This is a genomic window from Flintibacter sp. (assembly GCF_046973065.1).
The window spans coordinates 1-19,083 of record NZ_JBKVXZ010000024.1; the positions used below are offsets into that span (position 1 = coordinate 1).

Annotated in this window: 18 protein-coding genes; 14 read left to right on the top strand and 4 right to left on the bottom strand. The window is 61.3% G+C overall.

The window, feature by feature from the left end:
• Positions 1–246 precede the first annotated feature (246 nt).
• The 11 genes from ACLTXB_RS09915 (at position 247) to ACLTXB_RS09965 (ending at position 12,836) form a co-directional block, all read left to right on the top strand.
• On the top strand, positions 247–3,054 hold the full coding sequence (locus tag ACLTXB_RS09915) for a DNA translocase FtsK (RefSeq protein ID WP_428226861.1): 2,808 nt from the start codon (positions 247–249) through the stop codon (positions 3,052–3,054).
• Positions 3,055–3,243: 189 nt separating this feature from the next.
• Positions 3,244–4,605: a cobyrinate a,c-diamide synthase gene (locus ACLTXB_RS09920; RefSeq protein ID WP_428226862.1), complete on the top strand. Its 1,362-nt coding sequence runs from the start codon at positions 3,244–3,246 to the stop codon at positions 4,603–4,605.
• A 2-nt stretch (positions 4,606–4,607) separates the two neighbouring features.
• A complete protein-coding gene (gene cobT / locus ACLTXB_RS09925; RefSeq protein ID WP_428226863.1) occupies positions 4,608–5,705 on the top strand; it encodes a nicotinate-nucleotide--dimethylbenzimidazole phosphoribosyltransferase in 1,098 nt (365 codons plus the stop codon).
• Positions 5,706–5,716: 11 nt separating this feature from the next.
• Positions 5,717–6,226 carry a bifunctional adenosylcobinamide kinase/adenosylcobinamide-phosphate guanylyltransferase gene (locus ACLTXB_RS09930; protein WP_428226899.1) on the top strand — a complete coding sequence of 170 codons (510 nt, stop codon included), beginning with the start codon at positions 5,717–5,719 and terminating at the stop codon, positions 6,224–6,226.
• Positions 6,223–6,987: an adenosylcobinamide-GDP ribazoletransferase gene (locus ACLTXB_RS09935; RefSeq protein WP_428226864.1), complete on the top strand. Its 765-nt coding sequence runs from the start codon at positions 6,223–6,225 to the stop codon at positions 6,985–6,987. The genes ACLTXB_RS09930 and ACLTXB_RS09935 overlap by 4 nt, the downstream gene beginning before the upstream one ends.
• Positions 6,984–7,277 carry a bifunctional adenosylcobinamide kinase/adenosylcobinamide-phosphate guanylyltransferase gene (locus tag ACLTXB_RS09940; protein WP_428226865.1) on the top strand — a complete coding sequence of 98 codons (294 nt, stop codon included), beginning with the start codon at positions 6,984–6,986 and terminating at the stop codon, positions 7,275–7,277. The genes ACLTXB_RS09935 and ACLTXB_RS09940 overlap by 4 nt, the downstream gene beginning before the upstream one ends.
• A gap of 21 nt (positions 7,278–7,298) precedes the next feature.
• The gene (locus tag ACLTXB_RS09945) at positions 7,299–7,877 is read left to right on the top strand and encodes a histidine phosphatase family protein (protein WP_428226866.1); all 579 of its coding nucleotides are present in this window, start codon (positions 7,299–7,301) and stop codon (positions 7,875–7,877) included.
• A 3-nt stretch (positions 7,878–7,880) separates the two neighbouring features.
• Entirely contained in the window at positions 7,881–8,843 is a 963-nt protein-coding gene (cbiB, locus tag ACLTXB_RS09950) for an adenosylcobinamide-phosphate synthase CbiB (protein WP_428226867.1), read from the top strand.
• A 13-nt stretch (positions 8,844–8,856) separates the two neighbouring features.
• Positions 8,857–9,900 (top strand): pyridoxal phosphate-dependent aminotransferase, encoded by a 1,044-nt coding sequence (locus ACLTXB_RS09955; protein WP_428226868.1) that lies wholly within the window; start codon positions 8,857–8,859, stop codon positions 9,898–9,900.
• A 1-nt stretch (position 9,901) separates the two neighbouring features.
• On the top strand, positions 9,902–11,356 hold the full coding sequence (locus tag ACLTXB_RS09960; RefSeq protein ID WP_428226869.1) for a cobyric acid synthase: 1,455 nt from the start codon (positions 9,902–9,904) through the stop codon (positions 11,354–11,356).
• Positions 11,331–12,836: a tetratricopeptide repeat protein gene (locus tag ACLTXB_RS09965; RefSeq protein WP_428226870.1), complete on the top strand. Its 1,506-nt coding sequence runs from the start codon at positions 11,331–11,333 to the stop codon at positions 12,834–12,836. The genes ACLTXB_RS09960 and ACLTXB_RS09965 overlap by 26 nt, the downstream gene beginning before the upstream one ends.
• Positions 12,837–13,054: 218 nt before the next feature.
• On the opposite strand, the gene ACLTXB_RS09970 is transcribed toward ACLTXB_RS09965, so the two are convergent.
• The 4 genes from ACLTXB_RS09970 to ACLTXB_RS09985 form a co-directional block, all read right to left on the bottom strand.
• Complete coding sequence (locus tag ACLTXB_RS09970; RefSeq protein WP_428226871.1) at positions 13,055–13,540, bottom strand: YbaK/EbsC family protein; 486 nt, start codon at positions 13,538–13,540, stop codon at positions 13,055–13,057.
• A 3-nt stretch (positions 13,541–13,543) separates the two neighbouring features.
• Positions 13,544–13,936: a thioesterase family protein gene (locus tag ACLTXB_RS09975; protein ID WP_008980641.1), complete on the bottom strand. Its 393-nt coding sequence runs from the start codon at positions 13,934–13,936 to the stop codon at positions 13,544–13,546.
• Between the two features lie 72 nt (positions 13,937–14,008).
• Entirely contained in the window at positions 14,009–15,283 is a 1,275-nt protein-coding gene (locus tag ACLTXB_RS09980; RefSeq protein WP_428226872.1) for a LysM peptidoglycan-binding domain-containing protein, read from the bottom strand.
• A 12-nt stretch (positions 15,284–15,295) separates the two neighbouring features.
• Positions 15,296–16,036, bottom strand: a complete 741-nt coding sequence (locus ACLTXB_RS09985) for an N-acetylmuramoyl-L-alanine amidase (RefSeq protein ID WP_428226873.1) — start codon at positions 16,034–16,036, stop codon at positions 15,296–15,298.
• A 144-nt stretch (positions 16,037–16,180) separates the two neighbouring features.
• Between ACLTXB_RS09985 and ACLTXB_RS09990 the strand changes: the two genes are divergently transcribed.
• The 3 genes from ACLTXB_RS09990 to ACLTXB_RS10000 all read left to right on the top strand — a co-directional run bounded on the left by ACLTXB_RS09990 (position 16,181) and on the right by ACLTXB_RS10000 (position 19,060).
• Positions 16,181–17,131, top strand: a complete 951-nt coding sequence (locus tag ACLTXB_RS09990; protein ID WP_428226874.1) for a DUF4349 domain-containing protein — start codon at positions 16,181–16,183, stop codon at positions 17,129–17,131.
• A gap of 143 nt (positions 17,132–17,274) precedes the next feature.
• Positions 17,275–17,658 (top strand): BlaI/MecI/CopY family transcriptional regulator, encoded by a 384-nt coding sequence (locus tag ACLTXB_RS09995; RefSeq protein WP_428226875.1) that lies wholly within the window; start codon positions 17,275–17,277, stop codon positions 17,656–17,658.
• Entirely contained in the window at positions 17,651–19,060 is a 1,410-nt protein-coding gene (locus ACLTXB_RS10000; protein ID WP_428226876.1) for a M23/M56 family metallopeptidase, read from the top strand. The genes ACLTXB_RS09995 and ACLTXB_RS10000 overlap by 8 nt, the downstream gene beginning before the upstream one ends.
• The last annotated feature ends 23 nt before the right edge of the window (positions 19,061–19,083 follow it).

Genomic DNA, 19,083 nt, shown 5'->3' on the forward strand with positions numbered 1-19,083 from the left:
TCGACGTGCTGGGCTGCGACAACAAGGCCTAATTCGTTTTCTGTACCCCATCTGCGGGGAACGGCAGTATTGCCGTTCCCCGCGTTTTTTGTTTCAGTGAGCGAAAGGGGCTGGCATCGTAACCTGGGATATGGTATGATAAGTATGTATGCCCAATCAGGGCGGTGCCCGCCGACTAAGGAGGACGCACCACAGGTTTCGGCGCATGACCGCGCCTTTTGATATTATCCGAAAGGACCGAATACTATGGCGACCCAAAAGAAGTCCAGCACCAGCCGGAAGACTTCCTCCGCTGGGAAACGAAAAACTACATCGTCCAGCTCATCCCGGAGCAAAAAGCCCGCATCCGGGAAGGGGAGAAGCAGTTCCTCTGCCAATAAACCCTTCCGCCGGGAAGCAGGAGCGGTGATCTGCCTGCTGCTGGCCATCTTCTCCGCCTTTGGCTATTTCCATATGAAGGCGCTGTTCATTGACTTTTTCTGCGGACTGGTCAAGGGGCTGTTTGGCTACGGCTTTTGGCTGGTGCCGCCTGCTTTGCTGCTGGGCAGCTATATCCTGGCCTTCCACCGGGGACGCCCGGTGGCTCTGCGCCTGACATGCGCCTTGTCTCTGCCGGGAGTATTTTCCTGTACCGTTCATGGCCTTTTGAATCCAGTGCTGCCCTGGGATGCCACTCTGCTTAAGACCTTGTGGGCCGGAGGCGAGGCCATGAGAAGCGGCGGCGCCCTGTCGGGTACCGTGGCCCAGGCCTTTGTCCAAGTGTTCAGCAGCATCGGCGCCACCGTGGTCTTTGTGCTGGCCTTCCTGCTTCTGGCTCTTGGGGCCTTTAACCGCACCATTGTGGATGTGGCCGACTGGATCTTCAACCGCCCGGAGTACGAGCCCCAGGAGATCCCGGAGCGTCCCCGCCGTCAGGCTCCCGCACCGGCTGCCAGAGTGGAGATCAAGACTGCTCGGGGCCGATCCGCCGACATCGATATCCCGGTAGAGGATGGACCTCTGGTAGGCAAGGAGCCCCAGCCCACTCCGGCACCGGAGAAGCGCAAGGGCAGCTTCTTTAACCGGATATCCCGGGTGCCTGCTCCCGATCAGCTGCTGAGAGGTACTGCCGACGCCAGCCCGGCACAGCCCGAGGAAACTGTTACGCCGGAACCGGAGCCGGTCAAGACAAAGCCGGAACCTGCGGCCGATCCCATCTTTACCACTCCGCCTCCGCCCGTCCAGCCCGACCCCATCTTTGCCCCAGAGGCTGAGATTGCAGAGCCTGTAAAGGAAACTTCCTTCGCGCCAGAACCTGTCCCCGTTGTGCCTCCTGCCCCGGCTCCCATGGCTATGCCTGAGATCGTCCGGGAGCCCGCTGTGCCCAAGATGACCCAGCAGGAGAGCCAGCAGGCTGCTCAGGAGGTCTCCGCCCATATCCAGCAGGGACTCTCTCAGCAGACGCCTCCTTACCAATACCCGCCCCTGGAACTGCTCCAGGAGGGAAAGGGAGAGCTGGGGGGAGAGGCCCTGGGCGAGCTCAGTGCCAACCGTCAGCGGCTCAGTGATACCATCCACTCCTTCGGCATCGACGCCAACATTGTCAACGTGGTGCGCGGCCCCTCGGTTACCCGGTATGAGCTGGAGCTGGACCAGGGCGTGCGCCTCAACAAGCTAACCAATCTGGCCGACGATATCGCCCTGGCTCTGGGTGCTACAGGTGTGCGCATCGCCCCCATCCCCGACAAGATCTCGGTGGTAGGCATCGAAGTGCCCAACAAGGTGGTTTCTCCCGTGTCCATTCACTCGGTCATCGCCTCCCAGGCCTTCAGCGGCAGCAAATCCAAGGTATCCTTTGCCGTAGGTAAGGACATCAGCGGACAAGCTATCGTAGGGGACATTGGAAAGCTTCCTCACTTGCTCATCGCTGGTACCACTGGCTCCGGTAAGTCGGTGTGTACCAACTCCCTGATTATTTCCCTCCTTTATAAAGCCAGCCCCGAAGAGGTTCGTCTCATCATGGTGGACCCGAAAATGGTAGAGCTGGGCATTTACAACGGCATTCCCCATCTGCTGATTCCCGTGGTCACCGACCCCAAAAAGGCGGCCGGAGCCCTGCAGTGGGCGGTCACTGAGATGATGAAGCGCTACCGCACCTTCTCTGAGGTGGGCGTGCGCAAGCTGGAGGAGTACAACGCCCTGGCCGCCAAGACCGAGGGCATGGAAAAAATGCCCTCCATCGTAGTAGTCATCGATGAGTTGGCCGATCTGATGCTGGTGGCGGCCAAAGAGGTGGAAGAATCCATCTGCCGTGTGGCTCAGATGGGCCGTGCCGCCGGGATGCACCTGGTCATCGCCACCCAGCGTCCCTCTGCCGACGTGATTACCGGCCTCATGAAGGCCAACATCCCCAGCCGCATCGCCTTCGCCGTGGCCTCCGCCATGGAGTCCCGCATTATCCTGGATACCCAGGGCGCAGAAAAACTGGTGGGCCGGGGCGATATGCTCTTTGCTCCGCTGGGCAGCGGCAAGCCTACTCGAGTCCAGGGTTGTTTTATCTCCGACGGTGAAGTAGCCTCGGTGGTAGACTTTGTCAAGAAGAACAGCGGTGCGGCCCAGTATGACGATCAGGTCATGCAGGAGATCGAGCATCACGCCGCTGAGAAGGACAAGGGCGCCAAGGGCGTGGGCGGCTCCAATCCCATGGAAAACGGGGATGAGGAGTATGACGAGCTCATCAATGCCGCCGCCGAGGTGGTGGTGGAGACCGGGCAGGCATCGGTGTCCATGCTCCAGCGGCGGCTGAAGCTGGGCTATGCCCGAGCTGCCCGACTGGTGGACCAGTTGGAGGAAAAGGGCATCGTGGGTCCCTTCGAGGGCTCCAAGGCCCGGCAGCTGCTCATTACCAAGGAGCAGTGGCAGGAGATGAAGTACCGCCAGGGCATTGTCTCGGATGCCCCGGGCGGTGCGCCGGAACCGCCTGCTCCTGCGCCTGCTATACCCACACCCGCCCAGGATGCTCCGCCCTTTGACCTTGACGATGGGGTGGATCGGGCTCAGGAGGATACCTTCTAACATCAACAAAGTGGCATTGCCACTTTGTTGAGTGGAGCTGAACCCAAGATGAGCCTCGATTCCTAGCGGAAAAGTCGGCCCATCTTGGGGGAGAAGTGTCATTTCCGACGCGCATGTCGCCGGAAATGACGGATTTTGTTTTATTCTGCCGCTTCCGGCGGCAGAACTCCTTGCAGGAGGGCTTTGTCTATGACCTGTCACGTTCCCCGTCTGCTGCTGGCCGCTCCGCCAGCGGCAGCGGTAAACCACCTCACCTGCGCTCTGCTGCGGGTGCTGGAGCGCCGGGGGCTTGCTCCCTGCGCCTTCAAGTGCGGGCCGGACTACATCGACCCCATGTTTCACCGCAGCGTGTTGGGGCTGCCCAGCCGAAATCTGGACCTGTTTTTTTCCTCTCCCGATGAAGTGCGGCGCAATCTGGCTCTGGGAGCTCAGGGCCGGGGCGCGGCAGTCATCGAGGGTGTTATGGGCTATTATGATGGGGTAGGAGGGGGCGAGCGGGCCAGCAGCTGGCACGTGGCCCAGGTTACCCAAACCCCGACCATTTTGGTGGCGGAGCCGAAAGGCTCCGCCCTTACCCTGGCGGCGGTCCTGCAGGGACTTGCCCGGTTCCGTCAGCCCAGCCAGGTGGCGGGGGTGCTCCTCAATGGGACCACTCCTGCCATGGCTGCCCGGCTCAGCCAGGACATCCAGCGGGAAACCGGGCTGCCCATGTTAGGCTGTCTGCCCCGGCTGCCTGAGTGCTCTATCCCCAGCCGCCACCTGGGACTCTATACCCCGGGGGAGATCCAGGACCTGGGAGAGCGGGTGGAGAAGCTGGCGGATGCTTTAGAACAATACGCCGACGTAGACCGATTGCTGGAGCTTGCACAGTCCGCGCCACCTTTGGAGATTCCGGAAGAGCAGGAGGCACTAGAGGTGCCTGCCGGGATACTGGCAGTAGCTTGGGACGAAGCTTTCTGCTTCTACTACCAGGAGAATCTGGAACTCTTAAAGCGCTGCGGCCTAGCTATCGTAAAGTTTAGTCCCTTGTCAGATAAACAGCTTCCGGAGGGTACCTGCGGGGTCTATCTGGGGGGCGGCTATCCAGAGCTGTATGCCCAAATGCTCAGCGAAAATGTCTCTATGAGGAAGGCTCTGCGTGAAGCTGCCGAGGCGGACATGCCTATTTTAGCCGAGTGCGGAGGATTCCTCTACTTGCAGCAGACCCTGGAGGATTCCCAGGGCAAGGCCTGGCCCATGGCTGGAATTTTGGAGGGAGCCGGATACCGAACCGGGCAGCTGCAGCGCTTTGGATATGTGACGCTGCACTCCCAGGAGGACAGTGCCTATCTGCGCTCTGGGGAGACCGTGGCCGCCCACGAGTTTCACCGCTGGGACTGTACCCGGAACGGACAAGCCTGTCTGGCTCAAAAGCCGGAGAGTGAGAAACACTGGAATTGCATGATTAGTAAGGGGAATCTGTTTGCCGGATTTCCTCACTTATATCTGCCGTCCTGCCCCCAAGTGGCCCGGCGGTTTTCCGACGCCTGCCGCCGGTGGAAGGAGAGATGATTATGGAGCTGGAAGAACTGCTGGCTGCCATTACCCCGGCGGATCAAAGCGCCATGGAGGGCTGCCGGAAAAACTGGGATGCCATTGCCAAGCCGCTCAACGGCTTAGGCCATCTGGAGGAGATGCTGGTGCGGGTAGCAGGGGCTACCGGAAAAACAGATCTGTCCCTGGGTGCTAAGGCAGTGGCCATATTCTGTGCCGACAATGGGGTTGTAGCCCAGGGAGTGACCCAGACCGGGCAGGAGGTCACCTTGGCGGTGGCCAAAGCTTTAGGCGAGGGGTGTTCCTCGGTGTGCCACATGGCCCGGGTAGCGGGAGCGAAGGTAGTCCCAGTGGATGTGGGTATACTGGCCCATGCCCCTGTGCCCGGAGTGCGGGATTTATCTGTCCGCCCAGGTACTGCCGACATGACAAAAGGTCCCGCCATGAGCCGGGAAGAGGCCCAGACTGCCCTGATGGCCGGGGCACAGATCGCCATGGAGCTGGATGACCAGGATATCGCCCTGCTGGCGGCGGGGGAGATGGGCATCGGCAACACCACCACCACCGCAGCGGTGACCAGCGTGCTGCTGGATCTTCCCCCCTCGGTGACCGCTGGGCGTGGGGCGGGTCTGTCTGACGCCGGCCTGGTGCACAAGGTGACGGTCATCCAGCGGGCCTTGGTACAGAACCAACCAAACCGAAAAGATCCTCTGGATGCTTTAAGTAAAGTGGGCGGGCTTGACATCGCTGCTATGACAGGGTTCTACCTGGGAGCAGCGGCTCGAAATCGGCCGGTGCTGCTGGACGGAGCCATCTCCTGTGCGGCGGCTCTGCTGGCGGTGCGCCTGTGCCCCAACGCCCGAAAGGCCATGCTGGCCAGCCACCGTCCTGCGGAGCCCTGCGGGCAGCTTCTGCTCCAGGAATTGGGGCTGGAGCCGGTTCTGGATGCTGGGCTCCACCTGGGCGAGGGCACCGGCGCAGTGGCGGCCATGCCGCTGCTGGACATGGCCCTGTCTGTGTATCAGAATATGTCCACCTTCGACCATATGGGGATCGAGGCCTATCAGCCTGACGGCCGGGCGGTGTCCGGCCCTGCCCGAGCGGGGGTAACCCCCTGAGGGCCCTGGTTCTGGGGGGCTCTGCCTGCGGGAAGAGCAGCTGGGCGGAAGATCTGGCCTGCCGTCTGGGCGGTCCCCTGATCTATCTGGCCACCATGGAACCCTGGGGACAGGATGGAGCGGAGCGTATCGCCCGCCACCGCCAGGCCCGTGCAGGCAAAGGGTTTACGACCTTGGAACAGCCCCGGAATTTGGAGACCTGTTCCATTCCGTCTCAAGCCACTGTTTTGCTAGAGGACCTGGGCAATCTGGTGGCCAACGAGGTATTTTCCGGCAAAGCCGTGGACAAAGACGCTGCTTTGGCGGCGTTAGAACGGGGTCTGACTGCGTTGGAGCACAAAGCGGAGCACCTGGTGGTGGTGGGCAACGATCTCTTCCGGGACGGGGAGGACTACCCACCGGAGACCATGGCCTATCTGGAGGTGCTCTCCCAGGTTCAGACCAATTTATCAAAACGCTATGACCTGGTGGCCGAGCTGGTGTGCGGTATCCCGGTTATTTGGAAGGGGGAGATGGTATGAAGTGGCTGCGTGCGGTGGGCATGTCTTTTGCCCTCTACTCCCGGGTGCCCATGCCGCCTCTGGATTGGGAGAGCGAGAGCCGCCGTCTCACACTGTACGTCTTTCCCCTGATAGGTCTGGCGGTGAGCGCAGCCTCGGCCGTCTGGCTGGCCCTGTGTTGGGCTCTGGAGCTGGGTACCGTCCTGCGGGCGGTGGGGATGACTCTGCTGCCTATTCTGGTCACCGGAGGCATCCACATGGACGGCTTCTGCGATGTATGCGACGCCCTGGCCTCCCACCAGAGTCGAGAGCGGAAGCTGGAGATTTTGAAGGACTCCCGGGTGGGAGCTTTTGCCGTTTTGGGCTGTGTGTGCTATCTGTTGGCCTTGTTTGGCTTATGGTGTGAAGTAAAATTCCCTGATATAAATACCCTGGGTGCGGTATGTCTGCTGCCGCTCTACAGCCGGTGCCTGTCGGGATGGGGAGCCTTGCGTCTGCCTAACGCCCGGGGAGAGGGGATGCTCTCGGCGGTAACCGGGACGGGCTTCCCCTGGAGCCTGGTACTGGGCGCTTTGCTGTGCGTGCTGGCCTTGGGGGCGTTGAACCCCTGGTATCTGCTGTCGGCGGCAGCGGGACTGGCCGTCTACTTCTACTACAAACGTACCGCCCTTAAGGAGTTCGGCGGAGTAACCGGCGATTTGGCGGGGTGGTTTTTGCAGCTGTGTGAGCTGGGGTGTCTGGCGGGCCTGGTATTGGCGCAGCGTCTGGAGGCGGTGTTATGATTTTGATTATCGGCGGCCGGGGCGCAGGCAAGCGGGAGTTTGCCACGACCTTGGGCTGTGACCCGGGAAAAACCTTGCCCGCCCTCCATAAGCTGGAGCCTCTGCCCCATCTGAAAGAGCTGCTGAACTATGAGGCGGTGATCTGCGACGAGGTAGGCTGCGGAGTGGTACCGATGGAGCGCCATGACCGGGAGCGCCGGGAGGCCATCGGACGGCTGTGCTGTCAGCTGGCCCAAGAGGCCCAGGCCGTATACCGTCTCCAGTGCGGTCTGGCCATGCGGCTGAAATAAAGAAAGGAAAAGGAGCCAACCATGGAATTCGTTCTCATCCGGCACAGTCTGACGCCGGGTAATTTGGAAAAACAATATGTCGGGTCCACGGACCAGCCATTGGCCCCAGAGGGAGAGGCGCTGGCCCGGGAGCGCCGGGAGCGCATGCCGGAGGTGGACGGCATTTGGGTGTCTCCTTTGAAGCGCTGCCGCCAGACGGCGGAGCTCCTGTTTCCCGGTATGGAGCAGCGCATCGTTCCGGACCTTCAGGAGTGTGACTTCGGGGACTATGAGTGCAAGACCTGGGAGGAGCTGAAGGACGAGGAAATCTACCGCGCCTGGATCGGTGGAGACATGACCATCACTTTCCCCCATGGGGAGTCCATGGAGCACTTCATTGCCCGCTGCCGCCGGGGCATCCAGACCGTGGCCCAGGAGGCCAAGGCTCTGGGATTGGAGCGTCCAGCCATCGTGGCCCACGGAGGTACTTGGCTGGTGGTGATGGGGACCTTCGGCCGTCCGGAGCGCAAGCTCTACGACTGGCAGGTGAAAAACTGCGGAGGCTTCCGAGTGTCTGTGCAGGAAAATCCCTTTACCCTCAAATTATTAGAGGAGCTTTAAACCATGGCACATTTCTTCTGGACGGTCCTGCTGCCCGCTGCGGCTCTGGATTTGCTGCTGGGGGATCCCCACTGGATGCCTCACCCGGTGCGGTGGATGGGAGGGACCATCTCTGTGCTGGAGAGACTGCTCCGGCGCATCTTTCCGAAGACCCCAGCATGGGAACGTGGGGCCGGAATCATTCTGGCTATGGCTCTGCCCATCCTGTTTGGCAGCGGCAGCGCCCTGATTTTATGGGTTTTGGACCAAGTATCGCCGTGGCTTAGCTGGGTAGTACAGCTGTGGTTTACCTACCAGCTGCTGGCCGCCCGGTCCCTTCAAAAAGAGAGTATGGCGGTCTGCTATCCCTTAAAAAAGCACGATCTGAAGGGGGCACGACAGGCGGTGTCCCGCATTGTAGGTCGGGATACCCAGACCCTGGATGAGACCGGGGTGGCCAAGGCGGCGGTAGAGACGGTGGCGGAGAACACCTGTGACGGAGTGACCGCCCCGCTGGTCTTTCTCTTTCTGGGGGGACTGCCTGCTGGAATGGCCTACAAGGCAGTGAGTACCCTGGACTCCATGGTAGGCTACAAAAATGAGAAGTACCGCTGGTTTGGCTGGGCCTCCGCCCGGCTGGACGATGTGTTAAACTTTATTCCTGCCCGGCTGTCCGGGCTTTTGATGTGTCTCGGGGCGGCTCTGCTGCCCGGCTGCTCTGGCCGACGGGCCTGGAGCATCTTTTGGCGGGACCGGCGGAAGCATGCCTCCCCCAATTCCGCTCACACCGAGGCCGCCTGCGCGGGAGCCCTTGAAGTGCAACTGGCAGGGGACGCCAGCTATTTTGGCAAGGTAGTCCACAAGCCCACCCTGGGCGATCCGATCCGCCCGGTAGAGCCGGAGGACATTCCCAGGGCCTGCTGGCTGATGTACGCCACGGCAGCGCTGTTTTTGCTGCTTTTTGCCGGGCTTTCTATATGGTTGTAAGGGGTGAGAAGTGATGGAACAGATCGTTCACGGGGGAGATGTATACGGCGGCAATGCTGGACTGCTGGACTTCTCCGTCTGTCTGAATCCCGCCGGAGCACCCAAGGCGGTCCTGCGCGCCGCCCAGGAGGGGGTCCTGCGCCAGGGCTATCCCGACCCCCAGTGCCGGGGACTGGTCCGTGCCGCCGCCCAGCGGGACGGGGTGGAGGAAGACATGGTGCTGTGGGGCAACGGCTGCGCCGACCTTATTGACCGCTTTGCCCTGAGCCTGAGACCGAAGAAAGCAATTCTCCTTGCCCCTACTTTTGGAGAATACCATCGGGCGCTGGAGGGAGTGGACTGCCAGATAGAGGAGGTGCACCTCTCCCGGAAGAATGGATTTGTTCCCGATCAGGTCCTGCTGGAGGCCATCGTCCCCGGGGTGGAGCTGGTGTTCCTCTGCGACCCCAACAATCCCACCGGGCGGCTGATGGAGGAAGAACTTTTATATCAGATCTTGGCCCGCTGCCGTCAGGTGGGAGCCATGCTGGCGGTGGACCAGTGCTTTCTGGAGCTCACCGCCGCCCGGCCTGCCCGCTTGACCGACCAGTTGGCGGGAGGAAACCTGATTTTGTTCCGGGCATTGACAAAAAGCTATGCTCTGGCCGGGCTGCGCCTGGGCTATTGTCTGTGCGGAGATCGGGCGTTGCTGGAGCAGATGGCCCGCATCTTACAGCCCTGGCCGGTATCGATCCCAGCACAGATAGCAGGGGAATGTGCTTTACAGTCATTTCCCCGCTGGCCTTTTACATGTTTTCCTGAGATCGAGAGAGAACGGGACAGACTGCAAGCCGCCTTGGAGGAACTGGGGCTTTGGGTGTGCCCGTCGGAGAGCTGTTTTCTGCTCTTTTGCGGCCCGGAGGACCTGGGGAAGCGCTTGCGGGAAAACGGTATTCTGGTGCGGGATTGCGCCAATTACGCCGGCCTGGGGCCGGGGTGGTACCGGGCGGGACTTCGTACCCCGGAGGAAAACGGGCGGCTGATCGCCGTATTGAGCACGCTGCTGAGAGGAGAATAACATGCCGGCAAAATCTATTATGATCCAAGGCACCATGTCCAACGCGGGCAAAAGCGTATTGGCGGCGGGACTGTGCCGCATCTTTCGCCAGGACGGCTACAAGGTAGCCCCCTTTAAAAGCCAGAATATGGCCCTCAACAGCTTCATTACCGCCCAGGGCCTGGAGATGGGCCGGGCTCAGGTGATGCAGGCAGAGGCGGCGGGGGTGGAGCCCACCGTGGAGATGAATCCCATCCTCTTAAAACCCACCAGCGACGTGGGCAGTCAGGTCATTGTGAACGGCCGGGCGGTGGGCAACCTCACCGCCTCGGAGTACTTTCGGCAAAAAAGCCAGCTCATCCCCCAGGTGATGGAGGCCTACCACACGCTGGAGGAGCAGTATGACATCATCGTGCTGGAGGGGGCCGGGAGCCCGGCGGAAATCAATTTGAAGTCCCAGGACATCGTCAACATGGGGCTGGCCCGGATGGTGGGGGCTCCCGTGCTGCTGGCGGGGGATATCGACCGGGGCGGGGTGTTTGCCGCTCTGTACGGCACCATGGCCCTGCTGGAGGCGGAGGAGCGCCCCTATGTGAAGGGGACCATCATCAATAAGTTCCGTGGGGATGTGGAGCTGCTCCGTCCCGGCCTTCAACAGCTGGAGGAGCTTTGCAAAGTCCCCGTCGTGGGCGTGGTGCCTTGGATGAATCTGGACCTGGACGAGGAGGACAGCCTGTCCTCCCGGTTGGGCGCCCAGGGCGGTAAGGCACCTTTGGATGTGGCAGTCATCCGCCTGCCCCGCATCTCCAACTTTACCGACTTTGATCCTCTCCAGCGCCACCCGGCGGTGGGCCTGCGGTACGTGGACCGGGCAGAGGAGCTTGGACGGCCCGACCTGGTGATCCTGCCGGGCACTAAAAGCACCCTGGCCGATCTCCGCTGGCTGCGCCAGTGTGGTCTGGAGGCGGCCATTTTGAAGCTGGCCAGTCGGGGAACCCCGGTCATGGGCATATGCGGAGGCTATCAGATGCTGGGCCGGAAGCTCTCCGATCCATTAGGCGCAGAGGGCGGCGGCTCCATGGACGGCATGGGCCTGCTGGATACCACCACGGTCTTTTCCTCTGAAAAAACCACCACCCGCACAACCTGCCTCTTCCCAGAGTGCCGTGGGTTGCTTGCCTCACTCTCCGGGTGTCCTCTGGAGGGGTACGAGATCCACATGGGCCAGAGCGAGGCGCTCTTTACGGTGTCCGGTTCGGTGCTGGGTACCTACCTCCACGGTCTGCTGGATTCGCCCCAGCTGGTGGAGCGGCTTGTCTGCCTGCTGATGGAGGAAAAGGGGCTCCACTGGGACGGGGAGGCCCCCAAGGAAACCCTTTGGAGCTATAAGCAGCGCCAATATGACAAACTGGCCCAGACCCTGCGTGAGAGCCTGGACCTGAAGAAAATCTATGAAATCGTGGAGCGAGGGGTGTGAGCGCATGATTTACAGCTGTACCAATGAGGAGTGCCTCTGGTTCGGGGAGGGAGACACCCTGCCCGATGCCTGCCCCCGCTGCGGCCAGGCCCTAAAGGAACGCTGGGAGGAGGAATTGACCGGAGACGAGTGGTGCCGCCTGGGGCTCTATTGGACGGAGGAGGAGCCCGCTGATGACGAGAAAGCGTTGGCCTGCTTTCGCCGCTCTGCCAGTTTGGGCAGCGGCTGGGGTACCTGCAACCTGGGACTTTGCATGGAGCAGGGCATCGGGATCCAACCTGATCTTCGACAGGCGGTTTGGCTTTACAAGCAGGCGGTGGAGATGGGCAGCGTGGCCGCTCTGTGTAATTTGGGAGTCTGTCTGGAGCAGGGTATCGGCACGCCCCAGGACCCGGCGGGCGCCGCTTCTTTGTATCTGGCGGCGGCGGAACACGGCTCCGCCCGGGGCCAGCGGATGCTGGCCCACTGTCTGGAGGACGGGATCGGCGTTGACCAGGACCACGCCAAAGCGGTGGAGTGGCTGCGCACAGCCGCCCTTCAGGGGGAGGCTCCCGCTCAGACGGCCCTGGCCAAGCACTATGAGTTCGGCGTAGGCACCGAGCAGGACAAGGAACTGACGGTGCGCTGGTACGAGAAAGCTGTTCAGGGAGGCGACCCGGAGGGCATGTGCTGCCTTGGGTGGCTCAAGCAGACCGGCAAATGGGTGGACTCCGACCCGGCAGGTGCGGTGGAGCTCTACCGCCAGGCGGCCCAGATGGGCGCCACCCGGGGCATGGTACAGCTGGGTGACTGCCTGATGGATGGAATCGGCGTGGCTGCCGCTCCGGATCTGGCCGTGGAGTGGTATAAAAAGGCGGCCAAGGAGGGGGACCGGGAGGCTATGTTCTCCCTGGGACTGAGCTATGAACTGGGCCAGGGCGTGGAGCAGGATTACACCAACGCCGCGCTCTGGTATGAGCGGTCCGCCCAGCTGGGCAGCAGCGCGGGGATGAACAACTTTGCCGAGCTGCTGGCCAAGGGCCGCGGCGTGCCCAAAGACCTGGGCAAGGCCATGGAGTGGTACCGCAAGGCCGCTGAGCTTGGAAATGTATACGCCGTCTACAACATGGGCTGGTATCTGGAGAAGGCCGGAAATCTGGACAAAGCACGGACCTGCTATGAGCAGGCCAAAGAGCAGAACATGGACAGCGCCTACTGGTCTCTGGGCCGGATGTATGAGGAAGGGTTGGGGGTAGAGCAGGACCTGAAGCAGGCCTACACCCTCTATCGGCAGGGAGCCAAACAGGGCAATGTGAACTGCATCTGCCGCCTGGTGCGGTGTCTGGCCCAGGGGATAGGGAACCGGCAGGACTTGGCCCGGGCCCAGAAACTGGGCTCGGAGCTGCTGGCGGAAGAGCTGTCTCCCCAGGTGCTGGACAACTACGGCTGCCGGGATGAACTGGTCATGCTCCTGGATATCATGAATGAGATCAAAGAGTAAAAAAATCCGTGAGTGGTGTCACTCACGGAATTTTTATTTGTAGAGAAAGCGCTCCTGCAAGGAGTTCCGTCGCCCGCAGGCGACGGAATAAAGTGAAATCTCGTCATTTCCGGCGACATGCGCGTCAGAAATGACACTTCTCACGAAAGATTTGCCGACAATTTCGGAAGAAATCGAGGCAAAGCTTTCGTGCATCCAGTGTCGAACCAGTGACTATGTCACTGGTTCGAGTTATCCTGCCAGGCTTTGCATACATCGATCCAGCCCCGGCTGTGGGAGTACTCCTCCAGCTCTTTGCAGGTGAGCTCGATGGCGGAGTTGGAGCTGCCTGCGGCGGGGAATACCGTGTCAAAGCGCTGGAGAGACACGTCCAGGTAGGTCTCCACTCCTTCCGGGTTGGCGAAGGGACACACGCCGCCCACGGCGTGGCCGGTCATCTCCACGGCCTGCTCCGGGGTAAGCATCTTGGCCTTGGTGTGGAACAGACCCTTGTACTTGCTGTTGTCCACCTTGGCATCTCCCGCGGCCACGATAAGCACGCACTTGCCGTCCACCAGGAAGGAGAGGGTCTTGGCGATCCGGGCGGGGATCACGCCCACCGCCTGGGCGGCCAGTTCCACCGTGGCGCTGGAGACGGGGAATTCCAGAATATCGCCCTCTCGGCCCAACTCCTTAAAGTAGGCCCGCACCCGCTCGATGGACATCGCTCAGCCCTCCAGCTTCTTGGCGGTCTTGGCCAGGAAGCGCTCGTCGGTGACAATGAAGCGCTGGTGGGTACCGTGGCCGATCATGCCCTTTTCGTCGTAGGCGGCGACCTTCAGCTCAATGCGCTTGCCGTCCACCTCGGTGACCTCGCTCTCAGCCCACACCTTGATGCCGATGGGGGAGGCGGAGTCGTGGCTCACGTCCAGCTTGGTGCCCACGGTGCTCTCGCCGGGGGCCAGGTAGGGGGCGATGGAGGTCCAGGCGGCCTTCTCCATCAGAGCGGTCATAAAGGGGGTGCCGAATACAGGCAGAGCGCCGGAGCAGGCGGCCTGGGCGGTGTTCTTCTCGCTGACCACGTCTTCGGCGCGGCCCTTGATTCCAACTTCCACGGACATAATTCTCAGTTCTCCTTTGTGGGAAAATTTTTACTCCGTCATTTTACTCCATGTTCCGGGAAAAATCCAGCCCTAGTCTTCGATTTCGTAGAGAGTGGTGAGCAGGACCCAGTTCTGTGGGAAGGGGCGCATCAGGTTCCAGTAGCTCACCCCGTAGAGCCCCCGTCTGTGGGCCAGTTCCAGCTTGGCGCGTATGCTCCGGGCGTCCTCAAACCAAACCTCGTGCTCCTGGCCATCCCCATCCACATACCGAAACCAGGGGGACTGGGCGGCGGAGTCAAAGCGGATGGCGGCATAGTGTTTCTGAGCCAGAGCGATGGCCTGCTGGTTGGAAATAGACCGGGCTATGGTACCCTTTTGATAGGGTACCTTCCAGTCGTAGCCGTAGTTGGGTATGCCCATCCAGATTTTTTCCCTCGGGATTTCGCTCAAAGCGTAGTCTACCACCCGGGTGACCTGATCGAGGGGGGCCACCGCCATGGGAGGCCCATAAGTATAGCCCCACTCGTAGGTCATAAGGAACACATAGTCCGCCGCCGCGCCCAGAAGGCGGTAGTTGTGTCCCTGATAGAAGTCGCCCTTCTGGTCTGCACTGGTCTTGGGCACCAGGGCTACCATGACCGGGATCCCCAGGGGGGCGAAACTCTCCCGCAGATTGGCGATAAACTCCGGGTAGCGGTTGGCGTCCTCAGGGAGGATAAACTCAAAGTCTACATCCACCCCTTGGTAGCCTTTGCGCCGCACCGTCTCCACCAGAGCCGCGATCAGCCGGTTCTGGGCCTGGAGGTCGGTAAAGACCGCGTGGGAGAGCTGGTTTGAGAAGGTACCAGCGGCGGTGAGGGTGGACAGGTGGAGCCAGGGCCGCACCCCCACGGACTTGGCCGCGGAGATCAAAGCGGTGTCGTTTAAGGCGATCAGCTCGCCCTGGGGGGTAAATCCGTAGGTAAAAGGAGCCAGGTCGGAGATGCAGGGCAGGGTAGAGCGGAGCAGCCCCGGGTCAATGTCAGGCTTTGCGTAACCACCGGCCACCAGCTTGCCCAGAGGAGTCTGACGGTAGGAGAGGACCAGTTCCTGGCCGGGGTAGATGGTGCTGCCGCCGCCCAGGCCGGGGTTTCGCTGCCACAGCTGACGCACGGTCAGGCCATGGGCGCGGGCAATGGAGGACAGGGTATCTCCGGCACGGACCCGATACATCTGCTTGGGGTAGCGTACCACCAGGGTCTGACCCACGGATAACCGCGCCGGGTCGGGTGGATCATTGTCCTCCAGCAGCCGGGCCATGGAAACACCATACTGCTGTGCAATGGAGTAGAGGGTATCCCCAGGATGGACCACATGGATATCCATCGGCGCGCCTCCTTAATTCAGGGTGACAAAGTCGTCTTTGGCGTAGCCGATGGTCCCCGCATAGTTTACCAGATACCAGCCTCCGGACTGGTTGAGGATGGTAAGAGGGGAGCCATCGGGAGCCTGGGCCAGGATGGGAGCCTCCAGGTCGGGGCGGGCGCGGATGTTCAGCACCCCCCAGTCCACATCCACCCGGCCCAAGCGGCTGGTGGAGGGATCCAGGAAGGGGATGTCGAAGAAGTCGCACAGGGACATGACCAGATTCTTGGCTACCGCGTCCAGATTCTGCTTGATCCAGGCTACGTCCTCTTGGTTATCGTGGTAGCCCAGCTCCAGAAAGACTGCCGGAGCCCGCACCCGGCGCACCTCGCCGATGGAGGTAGTGGCCTCGGCACGAACCAGGTTGGGCAGAGGATAGATGCTCTTTAAGTTGTTGGCGATGATGGTGGCCGCCCGCTGCCCCTCCTGGCTGCCGGGGTAGTAGAAAACAATGATACCCCGGGCGCTGCCGTACTTGCCCTCTGGGGCAGCGTTGGAGTGGAGGGCCAGGTGCAGGTCATAGTTGCCCGCGTTGGAGGCGGCGATGGAGGACACCGCGGTCATCTCCGGGGTATTGCGGGAGTAGCGGATACCTGAGGCGTTGAGATAGGGCACCATTTTGTCGGCCAGCAGATTCATGTACTGTTCTTCGGTGCCGCCGTTGACATAGTAGTTTTTCTCCTGGGTGGAGGGAGAGAGATAGATAATAGGCATAAGGGATTACCTCCTGTTTTTCTCATGCTATGTGAGCAAAAGGGGAGAGGTTCCCTGAAAATTTTTCTTCTTAACCACGAACCTCCCGCCGGAAAATCCGTCTAGAAGGGTAGAGGGACCCAACAAGTATGGGAGGGATTTTACATGAAACGAATGCTTGCCTTGCTTATGACCCTGATGCTCCTTACCGGATTGTGTGCCTGCGGCGCCGGAAGCAGCGGAGCCAGCGGAGACACTGCCGCCTCGTCCAGCGGCGGGGCCACTAATGAGATGACCGGGACAGACTCCGGTTGGAGCAACGGGAGTACCCAGGACGCATCGGAGGAGTCGGAGGGCCAGAGCAGTGCCTCAGTCTACCAGGACGCCAAGCTCATCCGCCGGGCCTATCTTCAGGTCCAGACCGAGACCTTTGATCAGGCGGTGGAGTCGCTGGAGAAGATGGTGGCCGAGTGCGGCGGCTACTTCCAGAGCGCCAGCGTGGAGGGCGGCAGCCTGCGCAACCAGAACGCCACACGGTGGGGCAACTACACCATCCGTCTGCCCCAGGAGCAGTTTGATACCTTCCTGGGCCGCACCGGGGAACTGGGCTACGTGACCAGCCAGAGCGAGAAGAGCGAAAACGTAAGCCAGCAGTACTACGACACGGAGGCTCGCCTGAAGGCCCAGCGTACCAAGCAGGAGCGGCTGCTCTCCCTGCTGGAGAAGGCGGACAGTATGGAGACCATCGTGGCCCTGGAGGATGCCCTGAGCGAGGTAGAGTACGAGATCGAGAGCCTCACCACCTCTCTCAATGAATACGACAGTCTCATTAGCTACTCCACCATTGAGCTCACTCTGGATGAGGTCAAGACCATCACCACCACCCCCGGGGAGCGGGACAGTTTAGGCGCGCGCATGGCGGCCGGCGTTCAGTCCAGCTTCCGGGGCCTCATCAATGGCAGTAAGGAACTGCTGGTGATGCTGTCCTACAACCTGGTGCTGGTCCTGGTGCTCATCGTGATCGCCGTGGCTGCTGTGGTGATTCTTCGGAAGAAGGGATTGATCTCCTGGAAAAGAAAGGGCCCAGGCGACGGTCCTGGAACTCCAACAGTATAAAACACATTATTTTGGCCCGCCGGAACCATCCGGCGGGCCATTTTCTCTCCCAAAAAGGAAAATAGGGGTTGACAAAGCGAGGGTACAGCTGTAACCTGTAAATGGGTTACAGCTGTACCCTGTTTGTTAGGAGGTCATATTGGATGAAAGAATTGGCGGCAAAGATCTCGTCTTCCGAGCTGGAGGTGCTGGAGGTACTGTGGCGCTCGGCGGAACCCATGCCCATCGCGGCCATCCGCGCTGCTCTGGAGGAGACCCACAGCTGGGACGCTTCCACGGTAAAGACGCTGCTGCGCCGGCTGCGGGAGAAGGGGGCGGTGGACTGCGAAAAGCGGGACGTGTTCTACTATTGGCCGCTGCTGGGCCGTAAGGATTACCAGCGCTGGTCCACCCAGTCCTTTTTGCAGAGGGTCTATCAGGGCAGCGCCCGGGATCTGGTGGCGGGACTGGTGGAGTGCTGTCCCCTAAGTTCCGAGGATCTGAGTGAGCTGCGGGGCATTTTGTACCCCGACGAAGGCCATGGATAAGCTGTTGGTGCTGGGCAGCGTGTCCCTGTCCGGGACGCTGCTGGCGGGCGTGACCGCCCTCATCTGCCGGGGATTAAAAGGAAAGATCTCTGCCCGGGCGGTCTATGTCCTGTGGATCTTGGTGCTGCTGCGCTTTTTGTGTCCCTGGACCACCTCCCACAGCCTGCTCAACCAGGCGGTGGAGGCACCTCAGGAGTCGTGGACCCTGACCGTCCCAGAGCAAACGGGAAGCCCCGCGGCGGAGCCTGTATCGCCCCGCACATCTCCTGTGACCACAGAAGCCCTTTTGTGGGCGGTGTGGCTGACTGGAGCCGGAGTGATACTGGCGGTGCGGGGAGTAAGCTATGCCCGGTTTTCCCAGAGCGTCCTGCGCCGTGCCCGTCCCGCCCCAAAGGAGACCCAAGCAGTTTACGCCGCCCTTACCGGCTCATTCCGCCGTCCGCCCAGGATGGTTTGCAGCCCGGATGCCGTCACCCCCATGCTGATGGGGCTGGTGCGGCCCGTTGTGGTGCTGCCCTGCCTGTCCTTGGAGGGGGAGGCCCTGGAGGCCCTGCTCTCCCACGAGCTGACTCACTGGAGGCGGCGTGACCTCTGGGTCAAGCGGATAGCTGTGGCGGTCTCGGTGCTCCACTGGTTCAACCCGGCAGCCTGGTGGCTGCTGGGGCAGCTGGACCGGTTCTGTGAGCTCGCCTGCGACGAGACCGTGTGCCGGGGCTGGGACCAGGCGCGGCGTGCCCGATACGGCCAGCTGCTGCTGGAGCTGTGCGCCGTTCCCGCACCCCACTTTGCCGCCTGCCTTTCCAAGAAGCAGTGTTTGAAAGAAAGGTTGATACATATTATGGATCATAAGCGCAAACCCTTTGCCGGGGTGCTGGCGGCTGGGGCCTGTGTGGCTGTGCTGTTCACCTCGGTGGCCTTGGGAGCCCATGCCGCACCCACGGAAGAGAAACCAGCAGGCAGCTCCGTACAGCTGGAGCAGCAGGAGGTCACTCTCCAGTGGCCCGTGGAAACTCAGGGCAGCGTCACCTTGTCCGTGCCCTTCGGCAGCCGGGTCCATCCTATCACCGGACAGACCACAAGCCACAACGGAATTGACATCGTGCTGGATGCAGGCACGCCGGTACTGGCCTCAGCGGCCGGAACCGTGGCCGAGACCGATTATAATGCCGACGACGGCCGGTACATTGTACTGGACCACGGCGGACTGACCACCAAGTACTGCCACCTGTCCGAAATCCAGGTGGCGGCAGGGGAGACCGTGACCGCCGGTGAGACGATCGGCGCAGTGGGCAAGACAGGAAAGAGCACTGGGCCTCACCTCCATTTTGAGGTGGCTCAGAACGACAGCCTGGTGGACCCCCTGTCCCTGCTGCCCCAGACTACCATGGAGTCCCAGCGATAAGTGATATTAAGACCCGGAGAACC